Here is a 16,234-nt window from a genome sequence, read left to right as displayed (position 1 = left end):
TTATTTTTATCAAAAATGATTTTGGTAAAATTTTGTTTTCAGAATACGCTTTTATGCGCCCGGATCTGATGTAGAAATTACAAGCCCAGGCTTGCCAGCGATGAAGGGATTGTGAAATATCTGTATTTCAGCTCTATGGTTTCAACGGCTAGTTTGCTTTCCTCTGCATTGAATTCCGATACTTCCCATCGTACGGGATAGGCTCCTACTACATTCCAGACCATTAACGGGGCTGTAGACTGCAGGCCCCCGGAAAGGGAAACGATCAGGTCCCTGGGTTCAAACTCGAAGTTTTCCATTGCATTTCTGCACCAGCTTATCAATCCTGAGCTTACAAGCAATCCGCGTTTAAGAACCAAATTAGGGTATTTGGGACGCAGAGGCAGCTGATGGAGGAACCTGTTTTCGCCTCCTTCGGCATATTCTTCAGTAACAATATCGGTCGATAATCCGGATATGGATTGAAATCTGGAGTCAATACCCTCTGTGGTCGAGATCCCGTTAACGATAAAGGAGAAACTGGTGGGAGGATATAAAACTGCCATGATTAGTTATTTTCAATAGTTAAACCTTCGTGGGCAATTTCCAGCGTCTCCACCGCTACTTCATTTCCTTCCGCTTTAAGATCTGTCGACTGCAATTTCACAGGGAACGCATTCTTTACTTTCCAGGTTACAGCAGGTTCCCCGTTTTCATCAAGAAGAGAGATCGTAATCGATCTGCGCTCTACCGTATTTGCCTGCATGGTCTTGAACCAGGCATAAAATTCGTTGTCTGATTTGAACGTTCCTCTTTTAAAGGTAATGTTGCTGAACTTCTGAAGACCGGTCATTTTGATCTTACTGAAATCCGGGCTGGCTCCGTGTCGGTATTCGATCACATCGGTTTCGATGTTAAGGCCCGATACTTCCTGGAATCCTACTTTGGTTCCGCCCCAGTCTACTTCAAAGGCAAACTTTACTAATGGATATGTACTCATTTTTTTTAATTTAATTTGGTTGATTTAATTTTGGTTTAAAGCTTAGGCTTCCTGCAGCTTGTGAGAGAAACGGATCACGATGAATTCTGCCGGACGGACCGCAGCCATCCCGACTTCGATGATCATTCTTCCTTCCAGGATATCCTGGGCAGACATGGTTTTGTTTAAGCCTACGCTTACATAATACGCTTCTTCCGGCTTGCTTCCCGCCAACGCTCCGTCTTTCCACTGTTCGTTGAGGAAATTCTCGATCATTGCCTGTACCTTTACCCAGGTATTGGCGGTATTGGCTTCAAAAACGAAACGTTCGGTGGCTTTTTTCACGGATTCTTCCACCATGTTAAAGAAACGTCTTACCGACACATATCTCCATTCGTTGCTGTTTCCGTCCAGGGTTCTTGCGCCCCAGACCATCGTGCCTTTTCCGGCAAACGTTCTGATCGCGTTGATGGATTTTCCGGAGGCTGCATCTACGTTCAGGTTATCCAGGTCATCAGGAGAAAGTTTTTCAACCGGCTCTACCACATAGTTCAGTCCTACGTTTGCCGGTGCCTTAAACACTCCGGAAGTACTGTCCACTTTGGCATAAACCCCTGCAATTGACGACGATGGTGCCAGCACTACCGCTTTAGACTCAATGGCTTTTCTGGCCAAATTATATGCTCCCGATTTTTTAGATTTCAGCCATTCCAAATCATCCTCTCCCTGATTCAAGGGTACCGTGACAACTGCTCCGGATGCATCTTTCTCTTTTAGAAGATTAACCTTAACGTCTTTATCTTTAAAGCTGTAACTTAAAACCGTTTCCAGTTTCGGGTAATAGGCTGCGCCGTATTTTAAACGTTTACCGCTTGTTCCGGCTCCTAATTTACTTCTGAAATCCGTTACCGGAGTAGAAGAATTTCCTGAAACATCCATAATGACAAACCGATCCTTCATCATTTCTGCCTGATCCAAAGCATTTCCGTAAACTGCACAGGCATCAGCCGTACTTAATGTTTCAGCATCCGGAAAAATAATCAGCGTAGGTTCATCTTCTTTTTCCAAAGTAGCAAGACCGTCATTCAGTTCTTCAATTTTTACGGTATTGTTTACGACACTGTTATTTGCACCTGCACTTGTAAAAGTATTTGCCGATACGATATAACAAGGTCCGCCGCCATTCGCAAAATACATCTGCATGGCATAGTACATTTTGAAAGGGCTGATGGTACTGTTAACGGTAACCACCGTATCATCAATTGAAACAGAAAATACTTCATTCTTTGCTTTCCCGAAAAGCGCTTCGTACTCGAGCAATGAAGTAATTCTGGTCGGCTCGTTTTTCGGTCCTTTTTCCGTGTATCCGATAAAAGCAGGAATAGCCGTTTCTACCTGCGCTACGGATGGTGGTAATTTTGTGATTTCTTCCACATAAACTCCCGGTGTTTTGTAATTCATTTGTTAAAAGTTTTTAAAATTAATTGGCATTATGTTCAATGGTTAAGCCTTCATGGGCCAGTTCCAGTGTTTCAATGGCGACCTCGTTGCCTTCGGCTTTAAGATCCGTCGACTGCAGTTTCACCGGGAATGCATTCTTTACTTTCCAGGTTACGGCAGGTTCCCCGTTTTCATCCAGGAGGGAAATTGTGATGGATCTGCGCTCTACCGTGTTTGCCTGCATGGTCTGAAACCAGGCATAAAATTCGTTATCCGCCTTAAAGGTTCCTCTCTTGAGCGTAATATTGTTATATTTTCTCATGGAAGGCATTTTCATTTTACTGAAATCCGGGCTGGCTCCGTGCCGGTATTCGATGACATCGGTTTCGATGTTAAGGCCCGATACTTCCTGGAATCCTACTTTCGTTCCGCCCCAGTCTACTTCAAAGGCAAACTTTACTAATGGATATGTACTCATATTTTTTATTTAATTTGGGTTGATTTAATTTAAGTTTAAGCTTCCTGCAGCTTGTGAGAGAAACGAAGCACAATGAATTCTGCCGGACGAACCGCAGCCATCCCGACTTCGATGATCATTCTTCCTTCCAGGATATCCTGGGCAGACATGGTTTTGTTAAGGCCTACGCTTACATAGTACGCTTCCTCAGGCTTGCTTCCTGCCAGGGCACCGTCTCTCCATTGCTGGTTCAGGAAATTCTCGATCATAGTCTGTACGCGAACCCAGGTATTGGCCGTGTTGGGCTCGAAAACGAAACGTTCGGTAGCTTTCTTTACGGATTCCTCCACCATGTTGAAGAAACGCCTTACCGACACATACCTCCACTCGTTGCTGTTGCCGTCCAGGGTTCTTGCGCCCCAGACCAGGGTTCCTTTTCCGGTGAAAGTCCTGATCGCATTGATGGATTTTCCGGCGGTGGCATCTACATTGAGACCGTCCTGCTTATCCTGGGAAATCTTTTCCGTCGGGGCCACCACATAGTTAAGCCCTACGTTTGCCGGTGCCTTGAATACGCCGGAAGTACTGTCTACTTTGGCATAAACACCGGCCATTGCTGACGACGGCGCCATGATCACCTGCTTTGCAGCGATCGCATTTTTAGCCTGATTGTACAAATCCGAACTGGTGGATTTCAATGCGCTTAAGCTCGATATCCCGAAGGTTCCGGTAACCAGGACTTCAGCTTCATCGAATTCAAAGCTTAAGACGGTTTTTAATTTCGGATAGTAAGCGGCACCGTACTTCAGGCCCGGGGCGTTTACTTTATTCCTGAAGACACCCTCGTCTCCTAAAACGTCCATGATAACGAAACGGTCTTTCATAGATTCCGCCTGCATTAAAGCACTGTTATACAGGGAATAAACCTCACTGACAGAAGTGTCGTTAACTCTGGAAGAAGCTGCAGCTTTAGCAGCAGTAGCAGCAGTAGCTTTTTTTGCCGCCGTAGTTACATATTTATCAAAAACAGCCGCCGCCGTCTGAGCAGCCGTTTTTACCGTGGCCGCCGTAGCATTCGCAGCAAGTGCGGCTGTTTTAGCGGCTGCAGCTACAGTCTGGGCCGCATTATAGGCCGCAATCTGCGAAGAAGTGCTGGTCCCGTTAACTGTATAGGTATTAGCCTTTGCAAGAGCTGCGTTACCGGCAGCGGCGGCATCGGCACCTGCAACAGCAGCAACTACCTGCTGAGCAGCAGCCTGAGCGTCGTCGGCTACCGTTTTATTGTTTACCGTTGTCGTTTCTAAAGCCGTGGCAGCCGCAACATCGTCAGCGTCAGTAACCAGACTCTGAAGATCAGGAAAAACGATCAGCGTAGGTTCATCTTCCTTTTTAAGAAGCTCAAGGCCGTATGATAAAGTTTTTTCTGTTGTAGAAGTTCCTACAGCTACTGCATCGGCATAAGTACCTACCGAAACAATATAGCAGGGTCCGCCGCCGTTGGCAAAATACATCTGCATGGCGTAGTACATTTTATAATCACCGACATTGGTTTGGGTTACGGTAGCAACGCCGTCTTTAAAATCGACCGCAAAGTTTTCCGGATTCGCTTTTCCGAAAAGATTTTCATATTCCAGCATCGAAGAAATCCTCGTCGGTTTCCGAGGCCCTTTTGCCGTATATCCGACAAAAGCAGGAATTGCCGTTTCAACTTGTGCTACGGAAGGCGGGAATTTGGCTTGCTCCTCCACATAGACTCCAGGGGTTCTGTAATTCATTTGTTAAAATTTAAAGTTAATATTAATTATTCCTCGGAGCGGACTCCGAATGGTTATCCTGAACGGATCCTTGTTTTTTTTTAAGATTGTTATAATTGATGGGAGAAATTCAGGACGATGAATTCTGCCGGACGTACCAAAGCGATCTTTACGATTACATTCATGGTTTTCGGCTTGGTTTTATCGCCTGCTGCCTCTACATGGTAAGCTTCCTGCGGCGTGCTGCCGGCCAGGGCACCGTCTTTCCACTGCTGGTTCAGGAAATTCTCCACCGTTGTTCTGGCATGCAGCCAGGTAAAGGAAATGTTGGGTTCGTCGATAAAGCTTTTTACAAATACTTCATTTAACACATACCGGATCATGTCATAATAACGGCGTACCTGGATGTATTTCCACTCATTATCTTTTCCGTCGTCTTTTTTATCTTTTCCTGAGAGCGTTCTCGCACCCCAGACCAGGTTGCCTTTTCCGCTGAAAGCACGGATTGCGTTGATGGATTTCCCGGTAGAATGGATGTTAAGGTCCGACTGGTCCTGATCCGAAATTTTTTCCGCCGGAGCGACTACATAATTAAGGCTTACATTGGCCGGTGCTTTCCACGGTCCCTTCATCCGGTCTGTTCTTGCATATACTCCGGCCATGGCTGAAGACGGCGGCAGGATCACTTTTAAAGAACCCATGGCTTCTTTCACCTGATTGTACAATGCTGAATGGGAAGACTCCAAGTCTTTGAGGAGGATTCCGTCTGCATCTCCTTTCTCGTCTTTTGCATTGAGAACGGCAGTTTTCAGCGCCTCGAATTCTCCGTCAAAAAGGGGTGCATTTTCATCAAAATCATAAATAACGCCATCATACAGAGCGCCTGAAAGACCTTTAGCATTATTAATTGTAGTTGTTAAATCAACTTTTACATCTGCTGTTTCTTTCACTTTTTCTGCAATGGCAATCGCCTGATCCATTAAGCCGGCAAGGACAAAAGCATTCTCCGATCCGCTTGAGATTTCATCAGCTGCCAGAATTTTCAGCCGGTCGATAGCGGCAATCTCTTCTGCATAAAAAGCGGCACTGCTCTGTCCGGTTGCCTGTAAACCGGTATGGGTTACCGGCGTCCCGGTTTCATCAAAAGTATAGTTCAGCATGGTTTCCAGATGAGGAAAATAAGCCGCTGCGTGGCTGGTTGTATTTATTTTGTCCCTGAACTGCTCAACCGTATTCTTGTTATCTGATTGTATGACCAAATTTCCGTAATAGGTATCCAGCAGGGCAAATCTGTTTTTGGTTTCAACGTCTGCTTTAGCGATTGCCTGATTGTAAAGACCATAAAAATCGTCCTGTACTTCCAGCGAAACCGCATCCGGGAAAACCAGCAGAACCGGTTGCTTTATAGTATCGGTCATCTCCAGCCCTGTTTCCAGAGCAGATCTCTGTACGCCTGAAGAAGCAGAACTATAGGTTCCTGCTGAAACAATATAGCACGGGCCGCCGCCGTTGGCAAAATATAGCTGCAGCGAATAATACATCAGAAATTTTGTCTGCGGTGCAACAAGGGTAACCCCTTCTTTTGTATCCTTAAGGCGGATGTTTTCTTTTTTTGCTTTTCCGAAGTATTGTTCGTACTCTAAAAGGGAGCTGATTTTCAATGGCTTCGTATAACCGGCAGGCTGCAGCTCAGTGTACCCGATAAATGCCGGTACTGCTGATTCTGATAACGAAACCGAATATGGGAGCCTTGCGTTTTCGCGAATGGAAACGCCCGGAGTTGTTGGATTTGGCATGTTTTAAGTTTAAATTAAAGGGTTATTCGTTTTTATCTTTACGGCTGATCTACCGTAATGCTTCTAATGTCCACCTGATCGATCAATGCAACATCTACAGGACCTGCAGCCTCAATTTTGATGACACTTACTTTATACAGAACCGACGGCATTACTTTTCCGCCCAACAGTCCCCAGACATAACTCAGCTGCTCAAACGGAACCGAATGCATTTCGGCCCTGAAACTGAAATCTTTAGTACGGTCAGCACTTATATCGACGTACTTTAATACATTATTGGCCTGGATCACTTCAATAACTTTCGAAATACTTGCCAGTGAAATATCATAAGACGATCTGTTGGCCGAGATCATCACATACAGGTTGATGTAGGCAGGATCTCTCATTTCATACTTAAGTGCCGCTTCACCGGCCATAATTTTATTGTATCTCGGGGCATTTTTCAATGCAGGTTCTTCCTGAACGTTCAACAATGTAATGATTACCTTATCGCTCAGGCCCGAAGTACCGTCATCATGTTTGGCAACGTCTGCTACAACCACATTATCTTTAATAATGTCTGCCGTATTCAGCTGATCTTTTAAAACTTTCAATACTTTGCTTATCATAATTTTGTTCTTTCGTATTATGGTGCAAACATACAATTCCGGTTCGTCAAAAGACAAATATTTCAGGGTCCCAAACCTGTCTTTGCAGTAAATGGAATTTTTATTTCCAACTAAAAAAGAATAAAAATAATGATTTAAATATTTAATAATCAATATCTTATTTTACCGACAGAAATATTTAGAATAAAAGAATATCCTGCCGCTGGGGCGAAGTAGTAAATCCAGACAGAGTGATTATTTTAATTTTACCGTTAATCTGAACCGGAGTTAAAAGGTGATTTATAAGTTAGAAAAGAGAAGCCGACGGCCGGAAGTTTTATAGGTTCAGCTACAGCCGGAGCTCCCGGGTATTTAAAACGTAATTCACCTGTCGGACTGTTTTTACTTTTTAATAAAACTAAAAATCTGTTTAAAATTCGTTCAGCTAAGCCTGCGGGATTCCATGATGTCCTGCTCATCTCAGAAGATAAAAAATAAAGGTTACTGGATAAGGATCAAAAATAAAGTTCCCCTTTAATCAGTGACAAAAGATTTTGTTTGATCATTAAACCTTCATCTTTTCGACAAAAGGAACTTCCGGCATCCCCACGGTAGATTGATACCAGCCGGTTCAGACAGACCCGATGTTTCTCTTTACTGCAAAGACTGAACGGAGGGGCCGTATCGTTCGTTTAACGGATTTTCTTCTTTTAATTTTGACCCCACAATTTAAAACCTAATCCAATGAATATTAAGAAAATTTTCGGCCAGCGCAATGAGATCATCGGCGGCCATTTTAACGAACTCCGCTCAAAACTGGGACTGGCGGATCAAAATGAGGAATACGTCTTTGCCGTAAGGGAAGAAATCTGCAATGCCTGCCCGCTGAAAAACGGCAATAACTGCGATACCCAGAAATGGATCAACCCGCAGACCATGGAAGTGCTGAATGCTCCGAAAGAAGGCTTCATCAGAGGCTGCGGATGCAGGCTGAGTGCAAAACAGAAGTCGAAAGCCAGCCTCTGCCCTGCCGGATTCTGGGGCGGGGAATTCAACTGAAATAAACCATACGGCAGCAGTCACCATGTTTAATCAAACCTCCTTTACGTGAACCAGGACCCTATCATTCAGAAAGTTTTTGTTGAAATTACCGTCGGCAATAGAGAAAAGGCCTACGGCATCAAAGACGACATCAGCAATTTTTTATCGATTGACGTTTTTCCGGAAATCGAAAAGTACATTAATGCCATAGAACGCAGATTCCCGGGCCAAACCTTGCAGATCCCCAAACTGGAGCTGGATCTGGAGGTAAAAAACAGCGCATTGAATGCAGAGCTGAAAAATACGATCATTCAGCATTTCAAGGAAGAATTGTCGGCAATTGCCGAACCCGTTTTCAGTGCGGAGCAGGAACCGCAAAACAGCACCGCAGCCCATCTGGTCGGGAACCTGGAAAAAATGGTCCGGACCTTTGTCTACTTTCTGGAACATGGAACCATGCCCTGGTGGAATCCCGGTAAAAAAGGGATTAATTTCCTGGAAACCAAAACATTTGAAGCCATGATTTCATCTGACGGTTTCCCGCAAGCAATAAAGCCTGTTTTATCCAAACAAAAAGTACGGAACCGGCTCATTCATCAGCTGCCGGATGTTCAGCTTGCCCAATTGTGCCGGGTGCTTTTGAAAGATCAGAAAACGGAAATTATCCCGGAGCCGGAAGTGATCCGTTCTGTCTCGGCACTCGCCCCGCCCGACCGGTTAATGGTCTGGCAACTGATACTGCATGTGGTATCAGAATATACGGCCTCGTCAAGCGATCAGTTTCGGGAATATCTGGTGCAACAGATTGTAAAAGCAATAACGGCAGGAACATCACAGGCAGAAGCCATACAGAAGAATCTGAAAATGATTGTCAGGGTGTTTCCTTTCATTAAAGGACAGGAGATTGAGAAAGAGATTACGGAAGTTCTGAAAACCAGTCAGCCGGATCTTAAGGAGCATACAGAACCTTCTTTAGAAACCATTCTTCAGAAAGAGCAGTCCCTATTTGAAAAAGCAGTATCGGAGGAAAGAATTCCTGAAGAAGCCATACCCGATGACGGCCAGTACGTACAAAATGCCGGACTTATCCTGATCCATCCATTCATCAAAACCCTTTTTGAGCATTGCGGACTTCTGGATCCGGAAACGCGGCAGCTTCTAGATCCGGAATTAGGTGCCCATTTGCTACATTACATCGCTACCGGAAAGACAAATGCCCCCGAATATGACATGGTTTTTGAGAAATTCCTGTGCAATATCCCGGCGCATCGGCCCATCAGCCGGCATATTAAGTTGTCACGCAAACATAAAACCGAGGCTAAAAACGTCATTGAAAGTGTCCTGCACAACTGGAGCCCGATGAAAAATTCATCCGCCGCCCTGTTGCAGAATGAGTTTTTCCGGCGTCCCGGCAAACTGGTGGTCACTGATTACGATTATACGCTCACCGTAGAGCGGAAAACCCAGGACATCCTGCTGGACAAGCTGGCCTGGGGCATCGGCCTGGTGAAACTGCCGTGGAAGGAAAAGTTTATGTATGTGAACTGGTAATGAAAGACTGGAAGAGGGAAGCCGGGTGCCGGAAGTACTTTCAGTTAAGATACTTACAGGATTTATGGATATCAAAATGTTTTTTTATCAGGTCCAATAAAAATTTAATTAAAACTCCCAATCGCTCTGGTCTTTAAAATAAAGCAAGCTGATTTAACAAACTGAATATAAAAACAGTCATTTTTCCGAAAAATTAAACCTGAAAACCCAAACACGAGAACAAAGCCGGAAGCGGCCCGGCATTACCGATTAACTATCGGCCGGGCGTTGCTTCAGGTGATTTAATCTAAAAACAATTTAACCGGTCCGGTTCTTCCCGATCATCCGGTAGTATATAAAGCGCGGCAATATCGGCAGTGCTTTATATTACTTTAAAACAAATTTCAATTAAAAAAATCTATCCATGGAAGCAGCACAACCTTTACATAAAGGCAGTAGCAATCCTCACGGCCCGGGCAAAAAACAGAAGCCCGAAAAGCCGGTGGTGGTCCCCCTGCCGGTAACCGAAGTTGCCAATTTACAATCTCAGAAACCGGAAAGTACCGCCGTAACAGCCGGATCGGCCAACCCTTATTCCAACAGGATGAGCCTGAACGGAACCATCGCTCCGGTCCACGGTTCAAAAACCATTTACGACAAAGGCGCCGAAATCCGGTACGGTAAGTTTCAGGAAAGCCTGGCGGAAACCGGAGATATCAACCACCCCGAGACCAAAAAGCTGGAGAAAAGCTATATTTCCACCTTAAGCATCGATCAGATCCGGGATTACCACAACCTGAAAAACGGCACCTACCTGCCAAAGACTTTGGAGGAGCAGGCGGCGGCTTACCAGGAAAACAAAATACAGAATGAAGCTCAGCAGAAAGCGATACCGGCAGGTTCCGGCAATGCGGACGACGCTCTGGCCGAGCTGTCACATGCTCCTGCTACGGAGCTGGCGGCTCATTTCAATGCCGTCCAGGACAGCAGCGCCGGGCTTTTCAATACCAAAGCTGAAAAAGCAGCGCACGGGCTTCCTAAAGTGAATGCAAAATCCGGCAGTGCCTTTACCGACTCCAAACCGAAACGTAAAGCGGGTCCGGCAAAGAAAACAGCGAAGCCCGGTAAAAAAACCATTCAGCCGGTTGCCCAAAAACCTAAACCGAAGGAAATTTCTTTTACCCAAAGCGAGCCTCTGAAAAAGACCAGCTACGCTTTTAATGCAGCAGGCAAAACCGGAGGCCTGGAAAAGCAGGCTCAGCATGTATTGGGCAATCTCCAACTGAATACCTCAGCCATTCCGGCGGCCATGCAGCAGGATACCTGGGTACACCTGACGGGAGAAGCCGATACGCAGCATCTCGCTATCGAACAGCAGGAAGCGGCTCATGACATGGGCATCCACAAGGATTATGCGGAAAGTGATATTCATAAAGACTACGGCGAAAACGACATCATTAAAAAACCAAAGGACCAGATCCTTAAGCCTTCGCGGAAAATAAGCGCCAAAGCGGTGAAAAAGCAGCCTCTTGAAACACTCAAGCTGGAAGGTATTGACGAAGCCGGTATTAACGCCCAGTTTGCCCCGGTCATCCGGACAAAAATCGGCGCAGAAAATGAAAAATACAAGGCTGCCGAACTGGAGCATGACCAAAAGGTGCTGGAACAGGAAAAAACAGCGGAAACGCAGATCGGAACCGAAAAGGACCGGTCGCATGAAAAGCAGCTGAAAACCGTAAAAGATGCCCGGTCGGACGTCCACGGCTCCAGGGTTGAGTGGCAGCAGGCACTGGATAAAACAGAAGCCGATTTTGCCAGAAAGTCCGGTGACCACGCCAAAGCCACGCTGGGACATATCAAAACGGAAAAAAGCAGAGGCGAAACCACTGCCCAGGGACATGTCGATAAAGCCAATGCGGAGGCGCGCAAGAAGAAAGAAGCCGCCCAGGCCGAAGCCCGGCAGAAAAAAGCGGAACAGCAGAAAGCCAGCGGTGGGTTCTTTGGCTGGGTGGCTGATAAGGCTTCGGCCTTCATCAACGCCCTGAAAGATGCGCTGAACTATATTTTCACCAAGCTCAGGGATGCCGTTAAAGCTATTTTCGAAGCGGCCAAAACACTGGTGCTGGCAGCCCTGGAACTGGCGCGGAAAGCCATTGTCAGCCTGATCAAAGCATTTGCTTCCGTCATCAAAGGCTTTCTGGACATTGCCCTGGCCGCATTCCCCGGTATCAGGGACCGCCTGAAAGCCCGGATAGACAAATACGTAGCCGTTGCCGAAAAGCTGGTGAATCAGGCCTTTGAGGTCTTTAAAAAAGCGGTGGTGGCTGTGATTGATTTCCTAGCTGATGTTGTAGATAATTTATTAGCCTCATTACAGGCGGTGTATAATCTGATCCTCGATGCGGTTAATTTTATTGTGGCGGGGATGATAAAGATTATGAAGGGCTTAGCAAACTTAACTGCTTCCGCGATGCTAATGCCGGACAACTTTATGGGACAAATCTCCGAAGAGTTTCTAGGCATGGACATCACACAGCCGTTGCCTTTTGAGAAAACAGCAATGGCTGAAACGACAGGAACGGATCCTGACCTGGCATATTCTGATCTATTGGGAAAAAACTCTTACGAGGAAAGTGATTTCCATGTAGACCCAGTGACCGATGATATGGAACTGAGTCCGGAACTTCTGGCCCAATTACAGGACAGCAACGGTGAAATTAATTTCGGAGCCAATGAGAATACCATCCATAGCTTTAAGCAATCTGCTGTGGGATCGGGAGAACCAGAAAGCAGAGGCGATGTGGCAGAAAACCAAAACATTCCTGCCGATCCGTATGAGCAGGCTGATTGGTTTATCAAATACCAAAACAGCCAGTCACCACCAAGTACGGATACCTCAAATGCTTCCGGTAAGCAGCCAGCTACTGCAGGCTCAATGCCTGAAGATATGAAACTGGTCGGACCATGGACTCCGGGCGTTCGTTTGTACTATCTGAAGGAACAGATGTGGTCGGGAATAAAGAAAAACTGGGCAGAAAATAAATGGAAATATATCGGTATTGGAGCTGCAATTGTTCTAGGTATAACTGCCTTGGCAATCCTTACCGCAGGAGCCATTTTTGCGCTGATCCCGCCTGCGCTTGAGATTTTCGCGGCTATCATGATGGCACAGGCTGTTGCAAAAGCCAGTGGTTTCTTCAAGACCTTTATGACGGACGGATGGGCAGGAAATATTGCTTCGGCAGGAAAAGCACTGGCCCGGGCGATCGGAATTATTTTAGTTGAATTACTTTTCATACTTTTATTCGATTCCGCCGCATTGTTTAAAGTTTTAAAGACAGCAGCGAAAGGCGGTGTGAAGGGAGTATTCAATTTAGCCAAAGCAGGTGCCAGGAGTACCCTGAAAGCAGGTAAAAATGCATTGGTCGCAACAGGTAAAGGATTTGTAAAGCAGGCCGGTAAAGCGAAGTTCTTTGTTCAGGGTATCGGCAAAGGAATTGCTAAAGGTGCTAAAAACTTAGACGAATTAGGTGAAAACTTAGCGAAAAGGTTTAAATTTAAAGGATTTTCTTTAGAATTAAAAGGAAGATGGTTTACTTTGTATGGTATAATTAATCCTAAAGTTCCTTTAGCAAAGGGTAAAATTGATGATGATGCGGTTGAAAAACAAATAAAAGATTCTTTCAAAAAAACAAATAAAAGATCAAAAGAAATAGACTTTGGGAAAGGAAAGATAATACGTGGATTTACATCTGCGGGAGAACTAGCAGAAAGATTAGGTAGATTAAAAAATTTATTAAAAAATCATGGTAGGATAGATATCCAAGTTGGTTTAAGAGGTAGTTCTTTATCCGGAACATCTTCAAAAAACGGACTAGAATTTTTCTCTAACCCAAAAGCTGATTTAGACTTTTTTATTATAGATAGTAAATTTATTACAAAAAATAATTTATTTGAAAAGATGAATAATGTTACAAAATCTTTAAAAGAAGAAGATTTAATGAAGATTGATTCAGATTATTTAAAAATTTTAGAAGAAGTATTTGCAAAAGAAACCAAAAATCAACTCGGTAGGAAAAGTACCGTACGAATTTTGTCAGAAAATGCATTGACAGGTAAAGAAATAATATTTTAATATGAAATTAGAAACATATACAACACCGAAAGTAAACTTTACAATTAATACAGTTTATTGGAAACTCACTAAAAGTGATAGTTTCGTCCCTATAATTACAGTTGTAGGAAAAATAGATTTAGACAAAGAATTAGAACTACTTAAATTTTATTTTAACGATGAATTTCATGATGATTCTTACTATAGAATCGTAGACTTTTCTAACTTACAAAATAATACAAGTCATCCTTTTAAGCTAAATTATATCTATGAAGATACATTTATTTTTATAAAAGGAAATTTTGTAATTGAAGAAAAAAATGTTTTTGATACAGAATTAGATGCTATAAATTATTGCTCTTCTTTAATGAGAAAAAAATATTTTGATGGAAAAATAAGAATATATGATGATAAGTATAATAAACCTAAATTTATTGAAGCACTAAATCATATTCATTTTTTTTCCTTTGAAATGAAGCACGACAAAACAAATAAGTTGGGCTACTTTAAAATAACAGGAGAATATCCTGGATTTACTAATGATATTGATGACGATATATTGGAAACAAAAAGGTTTTATTCCACTCTAAATAAATTTTTAAAATTTTCACAGGTGAGACATGTTATCATTGATATTACAGATTTTAAATATCAATATTTAGATAAATACTTACAGGATTTTATACCTAGTTATCAAGACTTTGATAGTAATCCAGCTAAATTAAGCTATATAATCAATGAGGATACAGATACTACCTATGGTTTTATAAAAAATTCTAAACTGTTTTTTAGCTTAGATGAAGCATTAGAAATTTTGAAAATAGAATGAGCAAAATTTTATACAAACGATTGTAAAAAAATTAATGCTTATTGAAATTAATCTCCTTTAATAAAAGGATTATCAACAAAACTCCGCAGAGCTTAAAACTTTTGCGGAGTTTTTTACTCAAGGCTTAGGTAAACGAATCTCTAAAGGTGCTAAAAATTTAGATGAATTAGGTGAAAACTTAGCGAAACGATTTAAATTTAAAGGATTTAAAATTATTGTCAAAGGATTTAAATTTTATCTTTACGGAAGTGTTAATCCTTGGGTTTTACTAGCGAGTGGTGAAGTAAGACATATAGATGACGAATTAGCACAGGGTAAAAAGATAGGAGAGAAACTTGAAGTAGATGGAATGCAAGCAAGGCTTATTGGTAAAGAAGATATTGAAATTGTATCACCTTTAGGAAAAGACATAGGAGGTTCTGGATTTAGTGGAGGTCGAAAAGTTAGAGATATGGCAGCTCAATCTCTCGATAAAAATAAAAAAATATTTAAAAAAATAGATAAGATAGAAGCTGACGATATGTTATCAGCTGCTGAAAAAAGTGAAAAAATAAAAAATCAATTAAAATCTCCTTCAACAAGTGCGTTAGCCAAATTGAAATCAGCTATTAATAAGGAAATAAAAAGCAGAAATAAAAAAGGATTGTTACCAGAGGAAGCAGTGTCTAAAGGATATGAGGCTCATCATATTATACCTAAAGAAATGGAAATACAATTTGGTAAAGTGTTTGACGAATTAGGAATTAACTTAGATAAAGCATTTAATGGAACAATGCTTCCGCCTATAAAAGAGTTTGATGAGGTAGTAGAAAATGCGAAAAACACTTTAAAAGATTCTGAAATTCCTGCTAATTTCTGGAATAGAGCAAAACACCAGACACATCCTGATTACAACAACATGATAAAAGAAGATTTAAATGACCTCTTTAAAGGATTTGAAAATTTATCCAAAAGTGACAAAGAATTAGTAAAAGGAAGATTCTATAAAATGATAAAAGAAAGAAAGAAATGGTTACAAACCTTAACGGATAAAAATACTTTAAAAGTACTAGGATAGTTATTAATAATATTAAATACATTGTTATGAAATACTTTTTAATTCAGCATGAAATTGAAAATGGAGATAAATATGTTAGCTCGGAATTCGACATGAATTTGGAATTGGTTTTACAAAAAAAGCAATCTCCCAAAACGTATTATCAAGGCACAAATGACACTGATTATATTTCAGGATGTTTTGGAGTGTCAGAAAAAGCAAAAAACTTCTTTAAATCCTTGAATAATCCTGATATAGTATTTACTCCTACAACGGTTTACCATATAGATACAGATGAACCATTAAATATATATTTAATGAAAGTAAATGTTGAACTTGATTGTATAGATTATGAAAAATCTGAACTTTTTGTTTTAAGTGATAAGAAAATAAGAGGTGTAGACAAAATGGTATTTAACACTGATATTAATGAAGATATCTTTACTGTTAAAAATCTTTCAAGAGTATTTATAGATGAAGAACTTAAAGATAAAATAATTTCATATAACCTAAAGGGATTTAGGTTTGTCCCTATCGAAAAATTTACTTTTTAAATTTACATTTAATTATTTAAGTTTTAAAAATGGGAATAGCGAAAGCTGAAAAAATACCTAAATGAGCTAATGAACCGTATTCCAACTTTAAGAATTGCAGTAAATGAAAAAATGAAGCAGATAATAGAAGGTAAAAAT

General features: G+C 42.1%; 13 protein-coding genes. 6 read left to right on the top strand and 7 right to left on the bottom strand.

What is annotated here, in order from left to right; translation table 11 throughout:
- Positions 1 to 77: 77 nt before the first annotated feature.
- The 7 genes from FY557_RS05475 to FY557_RS05445 form a co-directional block, all read right to left on the bottom strand.
- Positions 78 to 545 (bottom strand): phage tail protein, encoded by a 468-nt coding sequence (locus FY557_RS05475; protein WP_149246283.1) that lies wholly within the window; start codon positions 543 to 545, stop codon positions 78 to 80.
- Between the two features lie 2 nt (positions 546 to 547).
- The gene (locus FY557_RS05470; protein WP_149246282.1) at positions 548 to 979 is read right to left on the bottom strand and encodes a phage tail protein; all 432 of its coding nucleotides are present in this window, start codon (positions 977 to 979) and stop codon (positions 548 to 550) included.
- A gap of 42 nt (positions 980 to 1,021) precedes the next feature.
- Positions 1,022 to 2,419 (bottom strand): phage tail sheath family protein, encoded by a 1,398-nt coding sequence (locus FY557_RS05465; protein WP_149246281.1) that lies wholly within the window; start codon positions 2,417 to 2,419, stop codon positions 1,022 to 1,024.
- A gap of 19 nt (positions 2,420 to 2,438) precedes the next feature.
- A complete protein-coding gene (locus FY557_RS05460; RefSeq protein WP_149246280.1) occupies positions 2,439 to 2,876 on the bottom strand; it encodes a phage tail protein in 438 nt (145 codons plus the stop codon).
- A 35-nt stretch (positions 2,877 to 2,911) separates the two neighbouring features.
- A complete protein-coding gene (locus tag FY557_RS20305) occupies positions 2,912 to 4,630 on the bottom strand; it encodes a phage tail sheath family protein (protein ID WP_149246279.1) in 1,719 nt (572 codons plus the stop codon).
- An 89-nt stretch (positions 4,631 to 4,719) separates the two neighbouring features.
- Positions 4,720 to 6,405 carry a phage tail sheath C-terminal domain-containing protein gene (locus tag FY557_RS05450; RefSeq protein WP_149246278.1) on the bottom strand — a complete coding sequence of 562 codons (1,686 nt, stop codon included), beginning with the start codon at positions 6,403 to 6,405 and terminating at the stop codon, positions 4,720 to 4,722.
- A gap of 38 nt (positions 6,406 to 6,443) precedes the next feature.
- Positions 6,444 to 7,013 (bottom strand): DUF4255 domain-containing protein, encoded by a 570-nt coding sequence (locus FY557_RS05445; RefSeq protein WP_149246277.1) that lies wholly within the window; start codon positions 7,011 to 7,013, stop codon positions 6,444 to 6,446.
- Positions 7,014 to 7,736: 723 nt separating this feature from the next.
- Here FY557_RS05445 and FY557_RS05440 point away from each other — a divergent pair.
- From FY557_RS05440 to FY557_RS05415, 6 genes are all read left to right on the top strand, one after another.
- Positions 7,737 to 8,051 (top strand): hypothetical protein, encoded by a 315-nt coding sequence (locus FY557_RS05440; protein ID WP_149246276.1) that lies wholly within the window; start codon positions 7,737 to 7,739, stop codon positions 8,049 to 8,051.
- 48 nt (positions 8,052 to 8,099) lie between these two features.
- Complete coding sequence (locus tag FY557_RS05435; RefSeq protein WP_149246275.1) at positions 8,100 to 9,584, top strand: contractile injection system tape measure protein; 1,485 nt, start codon at positions 8,100 to 8,102, stop codon at positions 9,582 to 9,584.
- A 403-nt stretch (positions 9,585 to 9,987) separates the two neighbouring features.
- Positions 9,988 to 13,698 carry a hypothetical protein gene (locus tag FY557_RS05430; protein WP_149246274.1) on the top strand — a complete coding sequence of 1,237 codons (3,711 nt, stop codon included), beginning with the start codon at positions 9,988 to 9,990 and terminating at the stop codon, positions 13,696 to 13,698.
- 1 nt (position 13,699) lies between these two features.
- Positions 13,700 to 14,506 carry a hypothetical protein gene (locus FY557_RS05425; RefSeq protein ID WP_149246273.1) on the top strand — a complete coding sequence of 269 codons (807 nt, stop codon included), beginning with the start codon at positions 13,700 to 13,702 and terminating at the stop codon, positions 14,504 to 14,506.
- Positions 14,507 to 14,855: 349 nt separating this feature from the next.
- Complete coding sequence (locus FY557_RS05420; protein WP_149246272.1) at positions 14,856 to 15,563, top strand: AHH domain-containing protein; 708 nt, start codon at positions 14,856 to 14,858, stop codon at positions 15,561 to 15,563.
- Between the two features lie 26 nt (positions 15,564 to 15,589).
- Entirely contained in the window at positions 15,590 to 16,096 is a 507-nt protein-coding gene (locus FY557_RS05415) for an imm11 family protein (protein ID WP_149246271.1), read from the top strand.
- Positions 16,097 to 16,234: the final 138 nt, after the last annotated feature.

This window comes from Chryseobacterium sp. SN22 (assembly GCF_008329705.1).
Lineage (GTDB): Bacteria > Bacteroidota > Bacteroidia > Flavobacteriales > Weeksellaceae > Chryseobacterium.
This window is presented reverse-complemented; position numbering and strand designations above follow the sequence as displayed.

Coding starts and splice junctions, on each gene's coding strand:
- FY557_RS05430 (WP_149246274.1), top strand. CDS start 9,988: ATGGAAGCAGCACAACCTTTACATAAAGGCAGTAGCAATCCTCACGGC.
- FY557_RS05450 (WP_149246278.1), bottom strand. CDS start 6,405: ATGCCAAATCCAACAACTCCGGGCGTTTCCATTCGCGAAAACGCAAGG.
- FY557_RS05475 (WP_149246283.1), bottom strand. CDS start 545: ATGGCAGTTTTATATCCTCCCACCAGTTTCTCCTTTATCGTTAACGGG.
- FY557_RS05445 (WP_149246277.1), bottom strand. CDS start 7,013: ATGATAAGCAAAGTATTGAAAGTTTTAAAAGATCAGCTGAATACGGCA.
- FY557_RS05425 (WP_149246273.1), top strand. CDS start 13,700: ATGAAATTAGAAACATATACAACACCGAAAGTAAACTTTACAATTAAT.
- FY557_RS05420 (WP_149246272.1), top strand. CDS start 14,856: ATGCAAGCAAGGCTTATTGGTAAAGAAGATATTGAAATTGTATCACCT.
- FY557_RS05470 (WP_149246282.1), bottom strand. CDS start 979: ATGAGTACATATCCATTAGTAAAGTTTGCCTTTGAAGTAGACTGGGGC.
- FY557_RS20305 (WP_149246279.1), bottom strand. CDS start 4,630: ATGAATTACAGAACCCCTGGAGTCTATGTGGAGGAGCAAGCCAAATTC.
- FY557_RS05465 (WP_149246281.1), bottom strand. CDS start 2,419: ATGAATTACAAAACACCGGGAGTTTATGTGGAAGAAATCACAAAATTA.
- FY557_RS05415 (WP_149246271.1), top strand. CDS start 15,590: ATGAAATACTTTTTAATTCAGCATGAAATTGAAAATGGAGATAAATAT.
- FY557_RS05460 (WP_149246280.1), bottom strand. CDS start 2,876: ATGAGTACATATCCATTAGTAAAGTTTGCCTTTGAAGTAGACTGGGGC.
- FY557_RS05440 (WP_149246276.1), top strand. CDS start 7,737: ATGAATATTAAGAAAATTTTCGGCCAGCGCAATGAGATCATCGGCGGC.